The organism is Jeotgalibacillus alimentarius, assembly GCF_000829445.1.
GTDB lineage: Bacteria > Bacillota > Bacilli > Bacillales > Jeotgalibacillaceae > Jeotgalibacillus > Jeotgalibacillus alimentarius.
In genome coordinates, this window is record NZ_JXRQ01000022.1 from 42,603 (window position 1) to 59,892 (window position 17,290).

Annotated in this window: 19 protein-coding genes and 1 riboswitch; of the genes, 7 read left to right on the plus strand and 12 right to left on the minus strand. The window is 43.5% G+C overall.

Features of this window, described 5'->3' with window-relative positions; genetic code table 11:
• Positions 1 to 51 precede the first annotated feature (51 nt).
• Positions 52 to 191: riboswitch (SAM riboswitch) on the minus strand.
• A gap of 579 nt (positions 192 to 770) precedes the next feature.
• Positions 771 to 2,363 carry a phosphoenolpyruvate carboxykinase (ATP) gene (gene pckA, locus KP77_RS11930; protein WP_041122972.1) on the plus strand — a complete coding sequence of 531 codons (1,593 nt, stop codon included), beginning with the start codon at positions 771 to 773 and terminating at the stop codon, positions 2,361 to 2,363.
• 38 nt (positions 2,364 to 2,401) lie between these two features.
• Here pckA and KP77_RS11935 read toward each other — a convergent pair whose 3' ends face one another.
• From KP77_RS11935 to ytkD, 3 genes are read right to left on the minus strand one after another with little or no spacing between them, the layout of a single operon-like run.
• Complete coding sequence (locus KP77_RS11935) at positions 2,402 to 2,644, minus strand: DUF2584 family protein (RefSeq protein WP_041122973.1); 243 nt, start codon at positions 2,642 to 2,644, stop codon at positions 2,402 to 2,404.
• 4 nt (positions 2,645 to 2,648) lie between these two features.
• Positions 2,649 to 3,374, minus strand: coding sequence for an alpha/beta hydrolase family protein (locus KP77_RS11940; RefSeq protein ID WP_052474151.1), 726 nt, complete (start codon positions 3,372 to 3,374; stop codon positions 2,649 to 2,651).
• Positions 3,375 to 3,429: 55 nt separating this feature from the next.
• Positions 3,430 to 3,915, minus strand: coding sequence for an RNA deprotection pyrophosphohydrolase (gene ytkD / locus KP77_RS11945; RefSeq protein WP_041122975.1), 486 nt, complete (start codon positions 3,913 to 3,915; stop codon positions 3,430 to 3,432).
• An 89-nt stretch (positions 3,916 to 4,004) separates the two neighbouring features.
• On the opposite strand from ytkD, the gene KP77_RS11950 reads away from it, so the two are divergent.
• Positions 4,005 to 4,859, plus strand: coding sequence for a DUF6612 family protein (locus KP77_RS11950; RefSeq protein WP_041122976.1), 855 nt, complete (start codon positions 4,005 to 4,007; stop codon positions 4,857 to 4,859).
• A gap of 36 nt (positions 4,860 to 4,895) precedes the next feature.
• Here KP77_RS11950 and KP77_RS11955 read toward each other — a convergent pair whose 3' ends face one another.
• Positions 4,896 to 5,243 carry a hypothetical protein gene (locus KP77_RS11955; protein ID WP_052474143.1) on the minus strand — a complete coding sequence of 116 codons (348 nt, stop codon included), beginning with the start codon at positions 5,241 to 5,243 and terminating at the stop codon, positions 4,896 to 4,898.
• Between the two features lie 131 nt (positions 5,244 to 5,374).
• Here KP77_RS11955 and KP77_RS11960 point away from each other — a divergent pair, with 131 nt between their 5' ends.
• The gene (locus KP77_RS11960; protein WP_041122977.1) at positions 5,375 to 5,608 is read left to right on the plus strand and encodes a DUF6154 family protein; all 234 of its coding nucleotides are present in this window, start codon (positions 5,375 to 5,377) and stop codon (positions 5,606 to 5,608) included.
• 70 nt (positions 5,609 to 5,678) lie between these two features.
• On the opposite strand, the gene KP77_RS11965 is transcribed toward KP77_RS11960, so the two are convergent.
• Positions 5,679 to 5,867, minus strand: a complete 189-nt coding sequence (locus KP77_RS11965; protein ID WP_041122978.1) for a putative motility protein — start codon at positions 5,865 to 5,867, stop codon at positions 5,679 to 5,681.
• 75 nt (positions 5,868 to 5,942) lie between these two features.
• Positions 5,943 to 6,389, minus strand: a complete 447-nt coding sequence (locus KP77_RS11970) for a Dps family protein (protein ID WP_041122979.1) — start codon at positions 6,387 to 6,389, stop codon at positions 5,943 to 5,945.
• Positions 6,390 to 6,528: 139 nt separating this feature from the next.
• Here KP77_RS11970 and yidD point away from each other — a divergent pair, with 139 nt between their 5' ends.
• On the plus strand, positions 6,529 to 6,768 hold the full coding sequence (yidD, locus tag KP77_RS11975) for a membrane protein insertion efficiency factor YidD (RefSeq protein WP_041122980.1): 240 nt from the start codon (positions 6,529 to 6,531) through the stop codon (positions 6,766 to 6,768).
• Positions 6,769 to 6,860: 92 nt separating this feature from the next.
• On the plus strand, positions 6,861 to 7,868 hold the full coding sequence (locus KP77_RS11980; RefSeq protein WP_041122981.1) for a metal ABC transporter solute-binding protein, Zn/Mn family: 1,008 nt from the start codon (positions 6,861 to 6,863) through the stop codon (positions 7,866 to 7,868).
• A 40-nt stretch (positions 7,869 to 7,908) separates the two neighbouring features.
• Here KP77_RS11980 and menC read toward each other — a convergent pair whose 3' ends face one another.
• The 6 genes from menC to KP77_RS12010 all read right to left on the minus strand — a co-directional run bounded on the left by menC (position 7,909) and on the right by KP77_RS12010 (position 15,241).
• Positions 7,909 to 9,015, minus strand: coding sequence for an o-succinylbenzoate synthase (gene menC / locus KP77_RS11985; RefSeq protein ID WP_327063121.1), 1,107 nt, complete (start codon positions 9,013 to 9,015; stop codon positions 7,909 to 7,911).
• Positions 8,999 to 10,423, minus strand: coding sequence for an o-succinylbenzoate--CoA ligase (locus KP77_RS11990; protein WP_327063122.1), 1,425 nt, complete (start codon positions 10,421 to 10,423; stop codon positions 8,999 to 9,001). Before KP77_RS11990 ends, menC begins: the two co-directional genes overlap by 17 nt.
• 62 nt (positions 10,424 to 10,485) lie before the next feature.
• Positions 10,486 to 11,304, minus strand: coding sequence for a 1,4-dihydroxy-2-naphthoyl-CoA synthase (gene menB, locus KP77_RS11995; protein ID WP_039810599.1), 819 nt, complete (start codon positions 11,302 to 11,304; stop codon positions 10,486 to 10,488).
• 16 nt (positions 11,305 to 11,320) lie between these two features.
• On the minus strand, positions 11,321 to 12,148 hold the full coding sequence (gene menH, locus KP77_RS12000; protein WP_235420713.1) for a 2-succinyl-6-hydroxy-2,4-cyclohexadiene-1-carboxylate synthase: 828 nt from the start codon (positions 12,146 to 12,148) through the stop codon (positions 11,321 to 11,323).
• Positions 12,141 to 13,850: a 2-succinyl-5-enolpyruvyl-6-hydroxy-3-cyclohexene-1-carboxylic-acid synthase gene (menD, locus tag KP77_RS12005; protein ID WP_041122984.1), complete on the minus strand. Its 1,710-nt coding sequence runs from the start codon at positions 13,848 to 13,850 to the stop codon at positions 12,141 to 12,143. The genes menH and menD overlap by 8 nt, the downstream gene beginning before the upstream one ends.
• Positions 13,847 to 15,241 (minus strand): isochorismate synthase, encoded by a 1,395-nt coding sequence (locus tag KP77_RS12010; protein ID WP_052474147.1) that lies wholly within the window; start codon positions 15,239 to 15,241, stop codon positions 13,847 to 13,849. Before KP77_RS12010 ends, menD begins: the two co-directional genes overlap by 4 nt.
• A gap of 254 nt (positions 15,242 to 15,495) precedes the next feature.
• Here KP77_RS12010 and KP77_RS12015 point away from each other — a divergent pair, with 254 nt between their 5' ends.
• Positions 15,496 to 16,407, plus strand: a complete 912-nt coding sequence (locus KP77_RS12015) for a 1,4-dihydroxy-2-naphthoate polyprenyltransferase (protein ID WP_041122985.1) — start codon at positions 15,496 to 15,498, stop codon at positions 16,405 to 16,407.
• A gap of 125 nt (positions 16,408 to 16,532) precedes the next feature.
• Positions 16,533 to 17,132, plus strand: a complete 600-nt coding sequence (locus tag KP77_RS12020; RefSeq protein ID WP_041122986.1) for a TraR/DksA C4-type zinc finger protein — start codon at positions 16,533 to 16,535, stop codon at positions 17,130 to 17,132.
• Positions 17,133 to 17,290 lie beyond the last annotated feature (158 nt).

Here is a 17,290-nt window from a genome sequence, read left to right on the forward strand (position 1 = left end):
TTTCCCCCTATGGATAGTCGAGGAAAGGTTCAATAGTCAGTCAGCCTTTCACTCTTATCGTTCAAGACGCGTGTCTTGCTCCAGGTTAGCACCTTCGCTCTAAATGTTGGACCGCAAAAGCATGAAGCTTTTTTGCAGAGCAGGTTGCTGGGTTTCATAGGGCCTGTCCCTCCACCAGCTCGGGATAAGAGTATCCGTTCAAAAAACTATCATACGGAAATGAAAGTCTAATGTCAATCATAAGATGTCATATACTTAAAAGTAAAGCGCTCTGTTAAAGATGGCTGGTGATTTCCGCTCCAGGGGAACGCTTTCCGCAGGAGTGCGGTGAGAGTCGTCCTCCTTCCACTCCAATCACCAGCTGTGCTAAAACATCATTGGTCTTTAACATAATCCTTAGTAATAAGTTCACAGTTCATTGTGTTGGATTTATATTGAATTACTCAATCAAAAAACATTCTATTTATTTAATGAAGTCAAAGGTGAACGCAGCGGAAGGCGGTGACTCCGGGACGATTAGCGGGACAGCTGAGACCCCACAGGCGAAGCCGAGGAGGCTCAGCGACCGCCGTCCGGAAAGCACCGCCTGGAGCGCAGTGAACCGGTTATCATAAATCTTTTACTTTTAAAAAAATCCAAATCAAATGTATCTATTCAGTCTCATTTAAGAATTTTTCACGAAATCACCAATTAGTATAGACTATTCATTTGAATGTGTTATACTAATTTCGAACAAAGGTGAATGACTTACTGAAAAGGTGGGAGATCATATGACAACAATCCGAAACACTTCAGAATTAAAAGAATTATTGATGAGTGAACGCGTGAATAAAAACCTATCTGTGCCCCAGCTCGTTGAGAAAGTTTTAATGAGAGAAGAAGGCACATTAACCTCTACTGGTGCTGTCAAAGCTGAAACTGGCACATATACAGGCCGCTCCCCTAAAGACAAATTCATTGTCGATGAGCCTTCAGTGCGTAACAAGATTGACTGGGGTAAAGTCAATCAGCCGATCTCTGAAGAATCATTTGACCGCCTTTATACAAAAGTCCTGAACCATTTAGGTGAAAAAGAAGAACTGTTTGTATTCGAAGGCTTTGCAGGAGCAGATGCAGCTTCAAGACTGCCAATCCGTGTGGTGAATGAACGTGCGTGGCACAACCTGTTTGCCCACCAGCTGTTTATCCGTCCTGAAAAGGGAGAACAGTGGAGCAGCCAGAATGAAGCGCCATTTACAATTTTATCAGCACCTTCATTAAAAGCTGATCCTGAAACTGATGGAACAAGATCCGAAACATTCATTATCGTCTCATTTGAACAACGTACGATCTTAATCGGGGGTACGGAATACGCAGGCGAGATGAAAAAGTCTATTTTCTCTGTCATGAACTATCTTCTCCCGCAAAATGATATCCTGCCAATGCATTGTTCCGCCAACGTTGGCGCTGAAGGTGATGTTGCATTATTCTTCGGGCTGTCAGGTACAGGAAAAACAACACTTTCAGCTGATGCAGACCGTAAGCTAATCGGGGATGACGAACACGGCTGGTCAGATAACGGTGTGTTCAACATCGAAGGCGGATGTTATGCAAAATGCATTAACCTTTCAGAGGAAAAAGAGCCGCAGATCTTTGATGCCATCCGGTTCGGTTCAGTCCTTGAAAATGTTGTGCTTGACCCTGAAACGCACGAAGCTGATTATGATGATTCACGTTTAACTGAAAATACGCGTGCTGCTTATCCGCTTCAGGCAATGAAAAATATTGTAGACCCAAGTAGAGCGGGTCATCCGAATACAATTGTATTTTTAACAGCTGATGCTTTTGGCGTACTGCCACCAATCTCTAAGCTGACTAAAGAACAGGCAATGTATCACTTTTTAAGCGGCTACACATCTAAGCTTGCCGGAACTGAAAGAGGGATCACTGAACCAGAAGCGACCTTCTCAACATGCTTCGGATCACCCTTCCTTCCACTTGAGCCGACTGTATATGCCGAAATGCTAGGTAAAAAACTTGAAGAGCATGACGCAGAAGTTTTCCTTGTCAACACAGGCTGGACAGGCGGCGCTTACGGAACAGGCTCACGCATGAAGCTTGCATATACAAGAGCGATGGTCAGAGCAGCGCTTCACGGTGAACTTGCAAATGCTGAAACTGCTAAGAACGGACTGTTTGGACTTGAAACACCACTTCACGTGCCAGGTGTTCCTGATGATGTCCTTCAGCCGCGCTTTGCCTGGAAGAACGAAAGCGACTACGAGGCAAAAGCGATGGAGCTTGCGATGAAATTCAAAGAGAACTTCAAAAAATTCACAAGCGTGGATGAAAGTATCGCCCGCCTCGGCGGCCCGATCGTATAATCAAAATGCGTATCAGCTGATCAGCTGATACGCATTTTTTAATTTGTTGATTCCAATGCCTTCATCTCAAAATATATAACCGTTTTTTCTTCGCTCCATTCAAGCTTATAGATCTCCGCAACGCCGCGTACTTCCCCAGCAATTGTATTCTTTACTTCAAGCGGTACATGCATTGGATACAATCTGTATTCACTTTTTTCAAGCTTGAAAAAGTTATTTTCGATTCTTTCTTCACGGCCCTTTGTCACGATCATTGTATTTAATTCTAATGGCATTCCCATACACTCATCTCCTTTGCTGTTTCATCCACGCTGTCAGCTTCTTAACTGTTGCGATATTGTCTAACGGTGGATACATGTGATCATATGTCTGATGGTACCAGCTCTCAACCGGTTTGTCGTGCTCTTTCAGTTTTTCTTCCAGTTGATAAGCATGTTCAGGCGACACATTATCGTCCTGTTCCCCGTGAATGATTAAGACCGGGCACTTAATTTTGCTGACTTCATGCAGTGGAGTCCGCCAGGCATAAGCTTCCGGTGACTTTGAAGGTGAACCACCGATCACCCGTTTCATCATCCGGCGCATATCTTTTCGCTCCCTGTAAGTCAGGACCATATCGGACACCCCGTTCCAGGTCACGATAGAGGTCACAGACTGATCTTCAATGCCCGTCAAAAGTGCCATGACGCCTCCTCTTGAAAAACCGAAAACGTGCAGCGCACCTGAAAATGAAGGATGGTTTCTAATAATGATATTTCCATTTACCGCATCCATCCTGTCATTACCCGCGAAATCCTCATTCCCTTCTCCGCCTCTGTTGCCACGGTAGTAGGGGGCAAAGACAATAAATCCCTGCTGAGCGAACTGCGCAATTCGTGAAGGTCTGACCATACCAATTCCTTTAATTCCTCCACGTAAATACAAAAATCCATCATAGTCACCCATTTTTACCGGTTCAGCAAGAAGTCCTTTTACCCTCAGCCCTTCAGACCAGTAGAGGACTTCATGCATGACCACTTCAGGGTTAGGCGAAGGGTACAGCTGTTTTCTGATAACGCGACCATTCTCAGCCAAGCTCTCTTCCTCCCTCCTGAAGCTTTTGGATATACTCAAGCGAAATTTTAACTGTATCATCTTTCATAATAAAACTGAATGCATCTTGAAATCGTTCAGATAACAGATCTCCTGTTACCATAACCGGTCCATCTGTTTCATGGTAATCCGTTTTCGGTGTAAGAGAAGCAAGCTCTGTATAATAGACCGACTTGATAATTACAGGAGAAGTATCGACCTTGTACTGCCCCACAGGAATCAGTTCTCCTGTTTCTCCGCCAAGCTCTTCCATTACTTCTCTTTTAGCTGCAGCTTCAGTAGATTCACCCTGTTCAACCTTACCACCCGGGAACTCATAGCCTCTTTTTTTATGCTGAGTCAGCACCCACTGTCCGTTATAGCGTGTTAAAATGAGTACATGGGCAGGCGATTTGGAAAAATAATCAGATTGGTGAGAATATGTAACAGTAAAACCATTTTCATCTTTAAATTGATACATAGGATTCACCTGCTTTCAAAAAATTGAAACTTTTTGGATATGAAATCGTATTTAAGTGAAGGAATAAAATAAATTTTGGAGCTGATCAGATGAAAAAACCTCTATTGTTTACAACCGCTGTTTTAACTTTATCCCTTGCAGCCTGTACTGAAACCGCTGAACCGGCTGAAGGCAGTAAAGAGACGTCTTCACTTTCGCTTGAAGAAGTGTACAGTCAGGCAATTGAGAAGAACAATGAAATCGAAAGCGTCAAAAGTTCAGCTGTGCTGAATCAGACAGTTACAATGGGCAGTGAAGATCCTGTTCATACGATGTCAGAAATTGATATGACCATTTTTAATGATCCGCTGGTAGCCCATCAGATTAATACGACTGAAATGAGCGGGGCAGCCGCTGATGAAGCAGCTTCCCAAAGCTATACAGCAGAATCCTATATGACGGAAAATGACTTTTATATGAAAGATCCCACATCCGGCCAATGGCTCAAGCTTCCGGCAGAGATGACAGAGCAACTGATGGCGGTAAATGAGTCGCAGACTAATCCTGCGAGTGAACTTCAAACACTTGAAACTTATCTTGAAGATTTCTCATTTGAACAGGATGACGATAGCTTTATTTTAACGCTGAATGCCTCAGGAGAAAAGTTTAGTGACATGCTGACGGAGCAGGCAGGTCAATTTTTACCTGAACTTGAATTCGGGATCCCGGCAGAAACATTATTTCAGAACACGACTTTTGAAGATGTCGTATATGTCATTACGATTGATAAAGAAACATTTTATATTGAATCGCTCGATCTGGATATGACGATGAATATGGAATTTGCAGAACAATCATTAGCCATCGACCAGTCACTTCAATCAGAATACACGGACTATAATGCAATCGACGAACTCAAAGTCCCGCAGGAAGTCATCGATTCAGCTGAAGAGATTGATATGTAAAATACAAAGAGGCTGGGACAATCCCCAGCCTCTGTTTTACAATTCTTTATCAATATAAGGATGTTCTTCAGTCGGCGGCTTAAAACCCATTGTTTTAATATGATTACGTGCCTCTTCATCTCCAATTTTCCCGATCAGCCTGTAGATCTTAATTAACAGGTTATCCGACTCCTGATTAGGTCCGTCTACATGATAAGGTACAGATGGCATCTGACTGATCAGAAAACCCTCCATTTCACTCTCTTCATTCCGGTCAAACAACATCCTGAGTTTAGTAATTTCATCATCAGTCGCATTGACCACGAATTCATACGGTGAATCCGTACCGCTTCTTAGAATTTCACGCCTGCCTACAGAAACATAATACGTGTTTTTATTATCCATAAGTCCCCTCCTCACCATACAGTATGCCCATTACCCTTTATTTTCATGATTAGAATTGACTGACCTGGGTATAGTGGTAATGAGACCTGGGAACTATGGATATCCTGCACATTTGAAAGGAGGACAACAACATGAAACTTGTGGATGAAATCTTTGAAATGTATAAAGGTAAAATCCGTGGCAGTCAGGAAGATCTTGATATGATCGCTTTTACAATACTTGAACAGTTGGACCATCATGAACTGTTAGAAATGGTAAAAGAGCTGTCTGAAGACGAGCTTGCTTATTTTATACGTCTATACATAGTAGAATCACTTAAAGGAAGGCTCGAACGCCTTGAAGATACAAAACCGTTTTATCATTAACTGATGTGTTAATTGCTGGCAATTCATAAAAAATCCGGGACACTGCAACTAATGCAATGTCCCGGATTTTTTAACCCTTCAGATCAATCGCGTGACCTTTATGGGGGTGGGGAGCTGGTGTGCCTCCCTGGTTATTCATTGTCTCAAGCATAGCCACAGCACCTGCCGCCTGTTGTGAGAGTGCACTGTTCATAATACCAAGACTTGCTGTATGCTGCATCTGGGCAGCCTGTTTTGCCATCATTGAAGAGATTTCCATCCAATCACTCCTTTAGACTATCCTACCATATGGCACCTGAAAAAGCACCGCTTATCAAAAGCGGTGCCTGAGATCTTATTTACCCAAAAATGAACGTAACATCCATGCATGCTTTTCAAGACTCTGATGGATTGACAGCAGCATATCACTCGTCATTTCATCATCATCTTTCTGTGCAAGTTCCATACCGGATTTCAAATCGTTCATCAGTGTCTCAAAATCACTGTTCAGCGACTCTACCATTTGATCAGCCGATTCTCGGCCATTTGCCTCGTTTACAAGTGACATGTCTAGAGACTCTTTCAGCGTAGCTACCGGTTCTCCTTTCAAGGCAAGCAGCCGTTCAGCCAGCTCGTCAATATGGATTGCGGCTTCATTGTACAGTTCTTCAAATTTTTCATGGAGCGTAAAGAACTGATGTCCTTTTACATACCAGTGATAGTTATGTAACTTGGTATACAGCACTGTCCAGCTGGCAATTTGTTTATTCACACTTTTTACTAATTCAGGATTTGCACTCATGTCAATCATCCTTTCAATTTATTTATCTTCTCTCTTAATTTTTACCACTATCAGCTGAATTTAAACGTATGAGCATGTTAGCGTGCTTCTGAATGATGACGTGCTAAACTATTATTAATGGAATATTTGAGGTGATCCGATGAAAAAAATAATGCTTGCGATGATCCGTTTTTATCAAAAAGGGATTTCCCCCTTAACGCCGCCGAGCTGTCGATTTTATCCCACGTGTTCTCAGTATGGGATGGAGGCTATTCAAAAACATGGTGCATTCAAAGGCGGGCTGATGACAGCAATCAGAATTTCTAAATGTCATCCGCTTCACCCGGGCGGTGTTGACCAGGTACCTGAAAAATGGCCGTCAGGAAGAAAAAATTCCTGACGGTTTTCTCTTGCAATTAATTTGATTTCATAGTAAAGTTACGTTTGTTGATTTACAAATCGTAATTATTACTATTTATCATGAGGTGCGAAATGAAAAAGAAATCATTACTTATGCTGGCTGCTGTTACGTCGTGGATACTTGCAGGTTGTAACACCGGGGGCAATGAAACTGATAATAATAAAAATACACTTGAAATTTATACGACCGTTTATCCTTTACAATATTTCGCTGAAGAAATCGGCGGAGAATACGTATCAGTCGAAACCATCTATCCTCCCGGAGCCGACGAGCACACATTTGAACCGTCACAAAGAGATATGATTGATCTTGCAGAGGGCGATATTTTCTTCTATATCGGACTTGGACTTGAAGGCTTTGTTGATAGTGCAACTGACGTTCTAGAGAGTGAAGACCTCACAATGGTCGCCGCTGCAGATGCTATAACCGATGAAGAGCTTGAAGCCGGAGCACATGATCATGATGAGGAAGAGGAAGAGCATGCTGAAGGTGAGGAGCATGCAGATGAGGAAGAGCATGCAGATGAAGGACACGAAGGGCACAACCATGGTGACACAGACCCTCACGTATGGCTTGATCCTGTCCTCTCACAATCTCTTGCTGAATCTGTAAAAGATACACTGATTGAAAAAATGCCTGAACAGGAAGCTCTCTTTACTGAGAATTACGAGAATCTGGTTGAACGCCTTGATGAGCTTGACCATCAGTTTGAAGACCTGGCAAGTGATGCTGAATTGAATCAATTCTTTGTTTCACATGCAGCATACAGCTACTGGGAAAGCCGCTACGGAATTGAGCAGCAGGCAATTGCAGGGATCTCCACAACAGATGAACCGTCTCAGCGTGAATTGACTGAACTGATTGAATCAGCTTCTGCCCAGAACGTTGAATACCTGCTTGTGGAGCAAAACGTTTCATCAAATCTGACAGATGTCATTCAAAGCGAAATCGGAGCTGAAACACTGCCATTGCATAATCTATCAGTGCTCACAGACGATGATATCGCAAATGAAGAAACCTATTTCACACTGATGGAAAGAAATATTGAGTCTTTAAGAACAGCAATGAGAGCTGAATAGCAGTTGGTTAAAAAAATAGACATTGTTCATGCAACAATGTCTATTTTTTGTATTCAAATCTACTAATCGTTACTTCATCCAGCCTTTCTCTATCCAGCTCAACACCTATCCCATTCCCTTCAAAAGGCTTCACTGTTCCATGTTCCACAACAAGCTCAGGTACAGTGATATCTCTTGTCCAGTATCTGTCTGATGATGACAGATCTCCAGGGATCGTAAAGCCCGGCAGCAGTGATAGTACGACGTTATGTGCTCTTGACACTCCAAATTCAAGCATCCCTCCGCACCAGACCTGAATGTCATGTTCGAGACAGAGATCGTGTATCTTCTTCGCTGCTGTAATCCCGCCAACACGGCCGATTTTAACATTGATTACCCTGCAGCTTTTAAAAGTGATGGCATTCACTGCGGTTTCATAAGACGTGATACTTTCATCAAGACAGATCGGTGTCTTCATCACCCGCTGAATTTCAGCATGACGTGCCAGATCATCCGGCGAAAAAGGCTGCTCGATCATTTGAAGCCCCAAATCATCGAGTTTTAAAAGATCATCTTCAAAACCGCTGTAGGCTGAGTTAGCATCAGCAAGAATGGCGATATCCGGGAAGTTTTCTCTTAAAGTTCGAAGCGGCTTAAGATCATATCCCGGCCTGATTTTCACTTTGATTCGCTGATAACCCTGAGCGACAGCCTGCTCTGCCTGCTGCAGAAGATCATCTAAATCTTTAGAGCCGATTGCAACTCCTGCGAGCGCTTCACTTCTGCTTGCCCCGATCAGGTCAGTAAGCGGCTTATGATGCTGCTTCGCATACAAATCCCACACCGCCATATCAACGGCAGCCTTTGCCATCGGATTACCTCTGACAGAGTGGAAAACACCTTCAAGCTGCTCAGGGTATGTGATATCACTTTCGAATAATAAAGGCAATAAATGATTGCTGATGACAGAAAGACTCGACTCTACTGTTTCTTCTGTATACCAGGGTGAAGAAAAAGCAACGCCTTCTCCCAGCCCGCAATCCCCTTTATCATCGAATAACTCTACAATCAGTCCCTCCCGATCTGACACTGTACCAAGACTTGTGTGAAATGGTGTCTTTAACGACATGCTGATTTTACTGACAACTGCTTTAGACAGATTCATCATTGATCTCCTCTTTCAGCATTCTTCTGACAAGCTTACCTGACGCATTTCTTGGCAATGCATCTGTGAACCTGAAGACTTTTGGCACTTTATAAGCTGCAAGCCGCTCCTTCGCATAGTGGATCAATACCTCTTCATCAATCTGATCAGCGACTACGAGAAATGCTGCAGGGACCTCTCCCCACCTGTCATCTTTTTTCCCGACAACGCCTGCTTCAATCACAGCAGGGTGCCCCGCTAAAACAGATTCCACTTCAGCAGGATAGACATTTTCACCGCCTGAAATAATGAGATCAGATCGCCTGTCTGCGACAAAAAGAAAGCCTTCCTGATCAAGATATCCGACATCTCCTGTTTTCAACCAGCCATTTGAAAAGGGTGCAGACTGATCACGATTCAAATACCCTTTCGTTACGGAAGGTCCCTTTAGGAGAATCTCTCCAATCTCATCTGTCTCACACTGATTTCCGTCAGCATCTATGATCCGGATTTCTCCAGGAAATAATGGTTTCCCTGAAGAACCGACCTTTCTTGTTGCGTCTCCTGGTGAGAGGGTTGTGAACTGGGAAGATGTTTCTGTCATTCCATACGACTGAAAAACCGGGATATCTTCATTGTGGCAACGCTCGACCATATGAAGCGGCGCAGGCCCTCCCCCGAGTATCATGCATCTGAAAAGTGGATGGTAGGGCTCACCCTTTACATCGAGCAGCCTTTGAAGCATGGTTGTGACAACCGATATAATCGACCCTTTTCCATCTATAAGATCCTCATGAATAAGTTGTTCATCAAACTTTTCATACAGTCTGACGGCAATACCATAGATCACACTTCTCATTAAAATAGAGTAGCCGCTGATATGAAACAGTGGTACCGCACACATCCAGATATCATCCGGGTTGTGTCCAATGTTAAAAGCAGACCCCGCAGCACTTGCATAATGGTTATCATAAGACTGCATCACACCTTTGGGGTTTCCCGTTGTCCCTGAGGTGTACATAACTGAACAAATTTCTTCATCCTCAAATCTCTTGATCGGACCACCATTACTTTTAAGACACTCATCAATCGACTGGGCTGCTTCAGCTTCCACGCTGAATTGTTCCTCGTGCAGCACAAGCTGAGCCTGACTATCCTGTAATTGATAGCCCCACTCCTCAGGTGTAAGCCTGTTATTAAGCATCAGTACCGGCACACGAATCATTTGCAGGGCATGAATGAAAAAGACAGACTGTGGCTGATTTGTAATCAGCAGCGCGACCGGTTTCTGGTTTTTGATATAAGGTGAAATTTTTTCTGCCAGTTTTTGTGCCTCTATTGCCATTTCACTGAACGTCCAGACATCTTTACCTGCGTAAAGGCCCGGTTTATCTGGTGAAAGAGCTGCTCTTTTTTCCAACCAGGATGTCATCACACATCCTCCTTTCATGAAAAAATGCCCTGCAGGCCGGAGCATACAGGGCAGTCATCGATTTAAGGGAAACGCGGGAACTGACCAAAGTCAGGCTTACGCTTTTCTTTAAAGGCATCGCGGCCTTCTTTTGCTTCATCAGTTGTGTAGTAAAGAAGCGTTGCATCGCCTGCAAACTGCTGAAGTCCTGCTAGACCATCAGTATCTGCATTCATTGCCGCTTTTACAAAACGAAGTGCAGTCGGACTCTTTTCAAGCATTTCCTCACACCATTTTACCGTCTCGTCTTCAAGCTGGTCTAATGGAACAACTGTGTTGACAAGTCCCATATCAAGCGCTTCTTTTGCATCATATTGACGGCAAAGGAACCAGATTTCACGTGCTTTCTTATGTCCGATAATACGTGCAAGGTAACCAGAACCATAACCGGCATCAAATGAACCGACTTTTGGTCCAGTCTGGCCGAAGATGGCATTGTCAGCAGCGATTGTCAGGTCACAGACAACGTGCAGCACGTGTCCGCCGCCAATTGCGTAGCCTGATACCATTGCAATAACCGGCTTAGGGATTACACGGATCAGACGCTGAAGGTCAAGTACATTCAGACGTGGAATCTCATCTTCTCCAACATATCCGCCATGTCCGCGGACGCTCTGATCTCCACCTGAACAGAATGCTTTATCGCCGACACCTGCAAGGACGATCACGCCGACTTTTGAATCATCGCGTGCGTATGCAAAAGCATCGATCAGCTCCATTACTGTTTTCGGACGGAATGCATTGCGCACTTCCGGACGGTTGATTGAGATCTTTGCAATCCCGTTATACGTTTCGTATAAAATATCTTCATAGTTTCGTTCCTGTACCCATTCACGAGTCATGAAAGAAACCTCCTTGTTATGTAGTTGAGTTTTTAAATAAAAACTCCTTTACCATTGTATCAAATTTTTCCGGCTGTTCCACCTGAATTGCATGCCCTGAATGCAAAATATTCTCATGCACCACATTTGGCAGCAGCTTTTTCATCTCAGTAGCGATCTGAATGAACTTATGGTCCCACTCACCTGTCAGTAATAGAACTGGTATATTCAATCCAGTGAGAGCATCCCAATAAGACGGCTGACTGCCTGTCCCCATATAACGCAGGCTTGCAGCAAGACCTTCAGCACTGTTTTGCAGACGGCCTTCACGTATGTTTCGGCGCATCTTTTCACTGAGCCGTTTTTGCGATTCAAATAGCGGAATGCTTTCCCACCGGTCTGTAAACCGCTGAATACCTTCACTTTCAATAAATGAAGCGAGATCAGCATCACTTTGCTTTCTCTCTGTACGCGCAGTTACAGTTTTAAGACCAGGTGAAGCACTTTCTAAGATCAGACTTGTTACAGTCTCAGGGTAGAGGGTAGCGTATGCAAGCGCCGTTCTGCCACCCATGGAATAACCCAGAAACGCAGCCTGATCAATTTTCAGAGCGTTAAGAATTTCCCTGATCGCAATACAAACTTTTTCCATTGAAAAATACTGCTGATTCATCGGTGCCAGCGTCTGACCATGGCCAGGCAAATCAATCGCGATTACTTGAAAATCACTGCTCAACTCTTCTGCAAACCTGTCCCAGCTTTCTGCACTCCCTGTAAAGCCGTGAAGCACAACAAGAGCTGGTCCACTTCCACTCACCTTCACACGGTAAGCAGCAGCATCCACTTTCACATACACATTATTCACTATGCACTGCCTCTGCGACCTTTTTCCAAAGACCCCGGTGTGCATCCGTATTTTCAATTCTGTCAGTCATGACTTCAAAGATTCTTGCATGAGGTGATAAGTCTGTTAAAGCATGACTGAAATCACTTTTTGATCCACAACGCTTATAGTCAATCTCATACAATTTCGCGGCATGTTCGAAATCAAGTGAAGGTGGTGTACCAAAGAGCGTTTCAAAGTGCTCGGGTTCAGCAGCCTGTGGAAGAAATGAAAATATTCCTCCGCCATTGTTATTCATAATGACGATCTTCAGATTATTTGGATATTGTTTTGTGACAAGCAGCCCGTTTAAGTCATGGAACATGGATAAGTCGCCAATCAGCAGATATATAGGTCCTTCTTTTACAGAAGATAGTCCAAGCGCTGTAGAGACAACGCCATCAATCCCATTTGCTCCGCGATTTGCCCACAGGTGGAATTGATTCATCCCGCGTATCCAGCAGGTGTCAACGTCACGGATCGGCATACTGTTGCCGGCTACAATGTGAGCACCATCAGGAAGCGATTGAAGCAGCGTTCCGACAGCGGCACCTTCATCCTCTGCATCACTGATATAATGAAGGATCTCAGCTTCAACATTCCCGTTCAAGCTGATCCATTGCTTAAGCCATGCACGATCTGATTTTCTGCTGATAACAGCAGTCAGCTGAGATGCAAACACCGCTTCATCAGATTCAATATATGCCGTAGCTGACGAAGAAGGATCACGCCATTCAGCCCCTGCATCAATCAGCCACTGACTGCCTCCATTCCTTTTTAAAAACTGAGTAAGAGCCTTTGATACCGGCATCCCCCCAAAACGAATCACTAGATCAGCAGATAAAAGATCCTTCATTCTGTCATCTCTTAAAAATGCATCATAGCACTCAATCACCTGGTCATGGTCATTCATATATGTGCGAAGCCCGCTCAGCGGATCTGCAAGCACCGGATACCCTGTAGCCTCTGACAATGACAGAATAGCGTCTACAGCACGTCCGTCCTCAGCAGGCCCTGCAATGATCAGTCCTTTTTCTGTCTGTGATACTTTTTGTGCCAATACTGAAAGCTGGTCCTCATCCAGTTGTTTTTTCGCATGAAAAACAGAGGTGAAAGCAGCTTCTCTTTTATCCATTGTCAAATCAGGTGACAGCGGCTCCCTGAAAGGAAAATTCAAATGGACAGGACCCATTGGCGCTGCCAACGATTTTGCTGCTGCCTTTGCTGCAATTCTTCCTGTATACTGCAAGACGTTCATATCTGATTCAGGAAGCGGCATATCATAAAACCACTTTGCATGCTTGCCATAAAGGTTCAGCTGATCAATCGCCTGCGGGGCACCGTTATCACGCAGCTCATGCGGACGGTCTGCTGTTAACACAATTAATGGTACTCTTGCATAACGTGCTTCTACTACTGCCGGGAAATAATTGGCTGCTGCCGTACCTGACGTGCACACGATTGCAACCGGAGCTCCGGATGCTTTTGCCATCCCCAGCGCATAAAAAGCCGCAGATCGTTCATCAATATTTACATGCGTCTCAATCTGCGGATGTGCCTCAAGTAAATAAGCAAGCGGCGTAGAGCGTGATCCCGGACTGATCACTGCTCTTTTGACGCCGCTTTGATAAAGCTGTTCTATAAATGATGATACATATACAGTCAGATTCTCTCTATGACTCATGAAATTGTTCCTCCTACTGCTCTCACCATCGGACGCAGCTTAATCAACGTCTCCTGATACTCACTTTCAGCATCAGAATCCCTCACAACACCACAGCCTGCATACAGGTATGCCTTTTCACCTGATAAAAGCCCTGATCTGATCGCTACTGCAAACTCTCCGTCACCGGCCGCATTCAGCCAGCCAACTGGTGCTGCATAAAATCCGCGGTCCATCTCTTCCTCTTCACGGATCATTTCCATCGCTTTATGCGTTGGCGTCCCTCCGAGTGCAGGCGTCGGGTGCAGTTCCTTCACAAATTCAAGAATGGAAGCACGATCAGTCTCACCTTCTACAGGTGTATAAAGATGTTGTATATCTCTCATTTTCATGAGTACCGGCTGCTTTGGCACAGTTAACTGATGACACAGATCCTCAAGGCTCTTAGAAATCATACGGACGACAATCTCATGTTCCCCAAGATTCTTCTGATCATTCAGCAATTCATGTCCAAGCTGCTGGTCCTCTTCCATCGTATTCCCTCTCGCAATAGAACCCGCAAGGCAAGTTGAGAGTACTTTGTTGTGATTTTTCTTAATTAACCTCTCAGGCGTTGCCCCGATAAAACAGCTGTCGCCGGCTTCAAAAGAAAATATAAAGCTTTCACTCTGATCATCTCTCAATTTTTCAAGAACAGAATCAGAGCGCTTTTTATCATCGAACTGAACCTTCACTTTTCTCGCGAGCACAACCTTTTCGAGCTCTTTGTTGTCAATCCTTTGTACGACTGATGTAATAGAGGATCTCCACTCGTCTGGCTCGTATTCCTTAATAGATACAACATTGACATCCTGAAGTGTGCTGACAGATTTATTTAATAAAGCTTCTTTCTGCTGCTGCATCCGGTTCCAGACTGAAACCGCATTTTCTCCTTTATTACAGACAATATTCATCGTCAGAAATGCATGACCATACTGATTCACTGTCAGCATAAATGCAGGCAGCTGAAAATATCCCTGTTTAAAAGAAGACCATTCATGACTTTTATCTTTTTCAGGATCAAAAGAAAAGCCTCCTAAAATAACCGGTCCACCAACTGATGACTCATTATCAATGACTGCATCTTTCAGAAATGCATTCCATTGGTTACTGAGAGCATCAAAGCGGTTCTTATCTTCAATATAAAACGTCCTGGCAGCTCCGGCTCCGGCAAATACAGCTTCAGATTTCGGATCCTGCCAGAAAGTACGCGTACCATTAAAGATAGAATAACCCGCTTCATAAAACTGAAGAGGGTCAATCGTATCGATTTCCATTGTTTTACTATATAAGACAGAACGGTTCGACTTTTCAGCCCTGCTGACCGCCTGTTCAAAAGTTGTAAATCCTTGAGATTGATGTAGGATTCTCACTGTGCTTCCCTCCAAAAAACGCACATTTGTCCGTAGTTTGCTCTCTTAAAGATACACCTCTTTTAACAGCACTGTCAACGAATCGCCATTTTTCAATGCTTTTTTTGTAACTGTTTTCAACACCATATTTTACAGGCTTTTCAAAACAATCTGTTTCTTTTTCTGGAAGTCTAAAAACGATATAATAGAGACAGATATTTATACAAATTTCGCATGTGCGATTTAATCGTAATAGAAAGTTAGGAGAGAATAGTATGAGTGAAAGACCTGAACGTGATCAGGGGTGGAGAATCTGGTGGCAGCTGACCCGTCCGCACACACTGACTGCAGCTTTCGTACCGGTTCTTCTTGGAACCGTACTGGCTTTAAATTATGCAGAAATGGACTGGCTGCTGTTTCTGGCCATGCTGATTGCCAGTATCCTTATCCAGGCGGCCGCTAATATGATCAATGAATACTTTGATTATGTCCGCGGACTTGATAATGAAAACTCAGTCGGAATAGGCGGCGCAATTGTAAGAAACGGAGTTAAGCCTAAAACTGTTATTAACCTGGCCTACGCTCTATTTGGTGTTGCACTTCTGCTTGGCGTTTATATCTGCATACAAAGCTCATGGTGGATCGCAGTAGTCGGATTAATCTGTATGGCAGCTGCCTACTTTTATACAGGCGGTCCCCTTCCGATTGCCTACACACCGTTTGGAGAACTGGCTGCCGGTTTCTTTATGGGGTTTGTGATCATTTTAATTTCATTTTATATCCAGACAGGTATGATCAATGTAATCGCCATGTTTGTCTCAATTCCTGTTTCCATCCTTGTAGGTGCCATTCTGCTTGCAAATAACATTAGAGATCTCGATGGCGATAAGGAAAACGGACGTAAGACAATTGCGATTCTGCTCGGTCGTAAATATGCAATCTACTTCCTGGCCTACATGTTCGTCACCGCATATGGTTTTGTGATTATACTTGTTATAACCGGTGCTGTTACACCTTGGATGCTGATCAGTTTCCTCAGTATTCCAAAAGCAGTAAAAGCAACCAAAGGGTTTATCGGCAAAACCAAACCGATGCAGATGATGCCTGCGATGAAAGCAACTGCCCAGACTAATACGATCTTTGGCTTCCTGCTCTCAATCGGTTTATTAATCGGATATTTTTCGTAATTGGAATCCCGCTGAATTCAGCGGGATTTTTTTATGGATATATACTAAACCACTCAAAAGGTTTTAATTCCTGCAGGAAGGATAAACTGTACTATGTGAAGTACATTCAGGAAGGATGAATATTAATGATTACAAATGAACAGAAAAACACTTTAAAAGATGAACTATATACCCGTAAAAAAGAAATCATTGAACAAAATAACAATACTGAGGACTACGAGAACACTGAGCTCTCGAATTACGATAACCACCCTGCAGACAATGCCACAGACCTGTTTGAAAGAGAAAAAGACTTGGCGCTTGAAGAACACATTCAAAAAGAACTTGATGATATAAATGAAGCACTAAAAGCAATGGAAGAAGGCACCTATGGCGTATGTGCTGTCGGAGGAGAAGATATTCCATTTGAAAGACTAGAAGCTATGCCAAGTGCTCTGACATGTGTAGAGCATGCAGAAGAGTACAGTAACCAGAATCAGCGCCCAAGTGAAGAATCAGTTATCAGTCCTTCTTCAGACCATCCCTACCGTGGTGAAGATGAAGAAGTAAGAGATTATGAGAACAGTTTTGATGAAGCTGCAAGATATGGAACATCAGAAACTCCGTCTGATATGGCGGGCGGTGAAGAAAGTTATGATGATCTTTATGAGGAAGATTATGAAGATGAAGATGTTGCCAATGAGATGGATGGGAAAAATAGAAAGATTATGCCTGATGATGAATAAGATTAATCCCTTCTTCTATGTAAGAAGGGATTTTTTATATACAAAAAAGCAGTTTTCTGATTGATATGCTCCCTTCAAAGTAGACAGAGAAATAATAAAACTTCTCTACTACTATGAAGGGGGCATTTTTGTGTCTAAAAGAACGACTGATTATACAA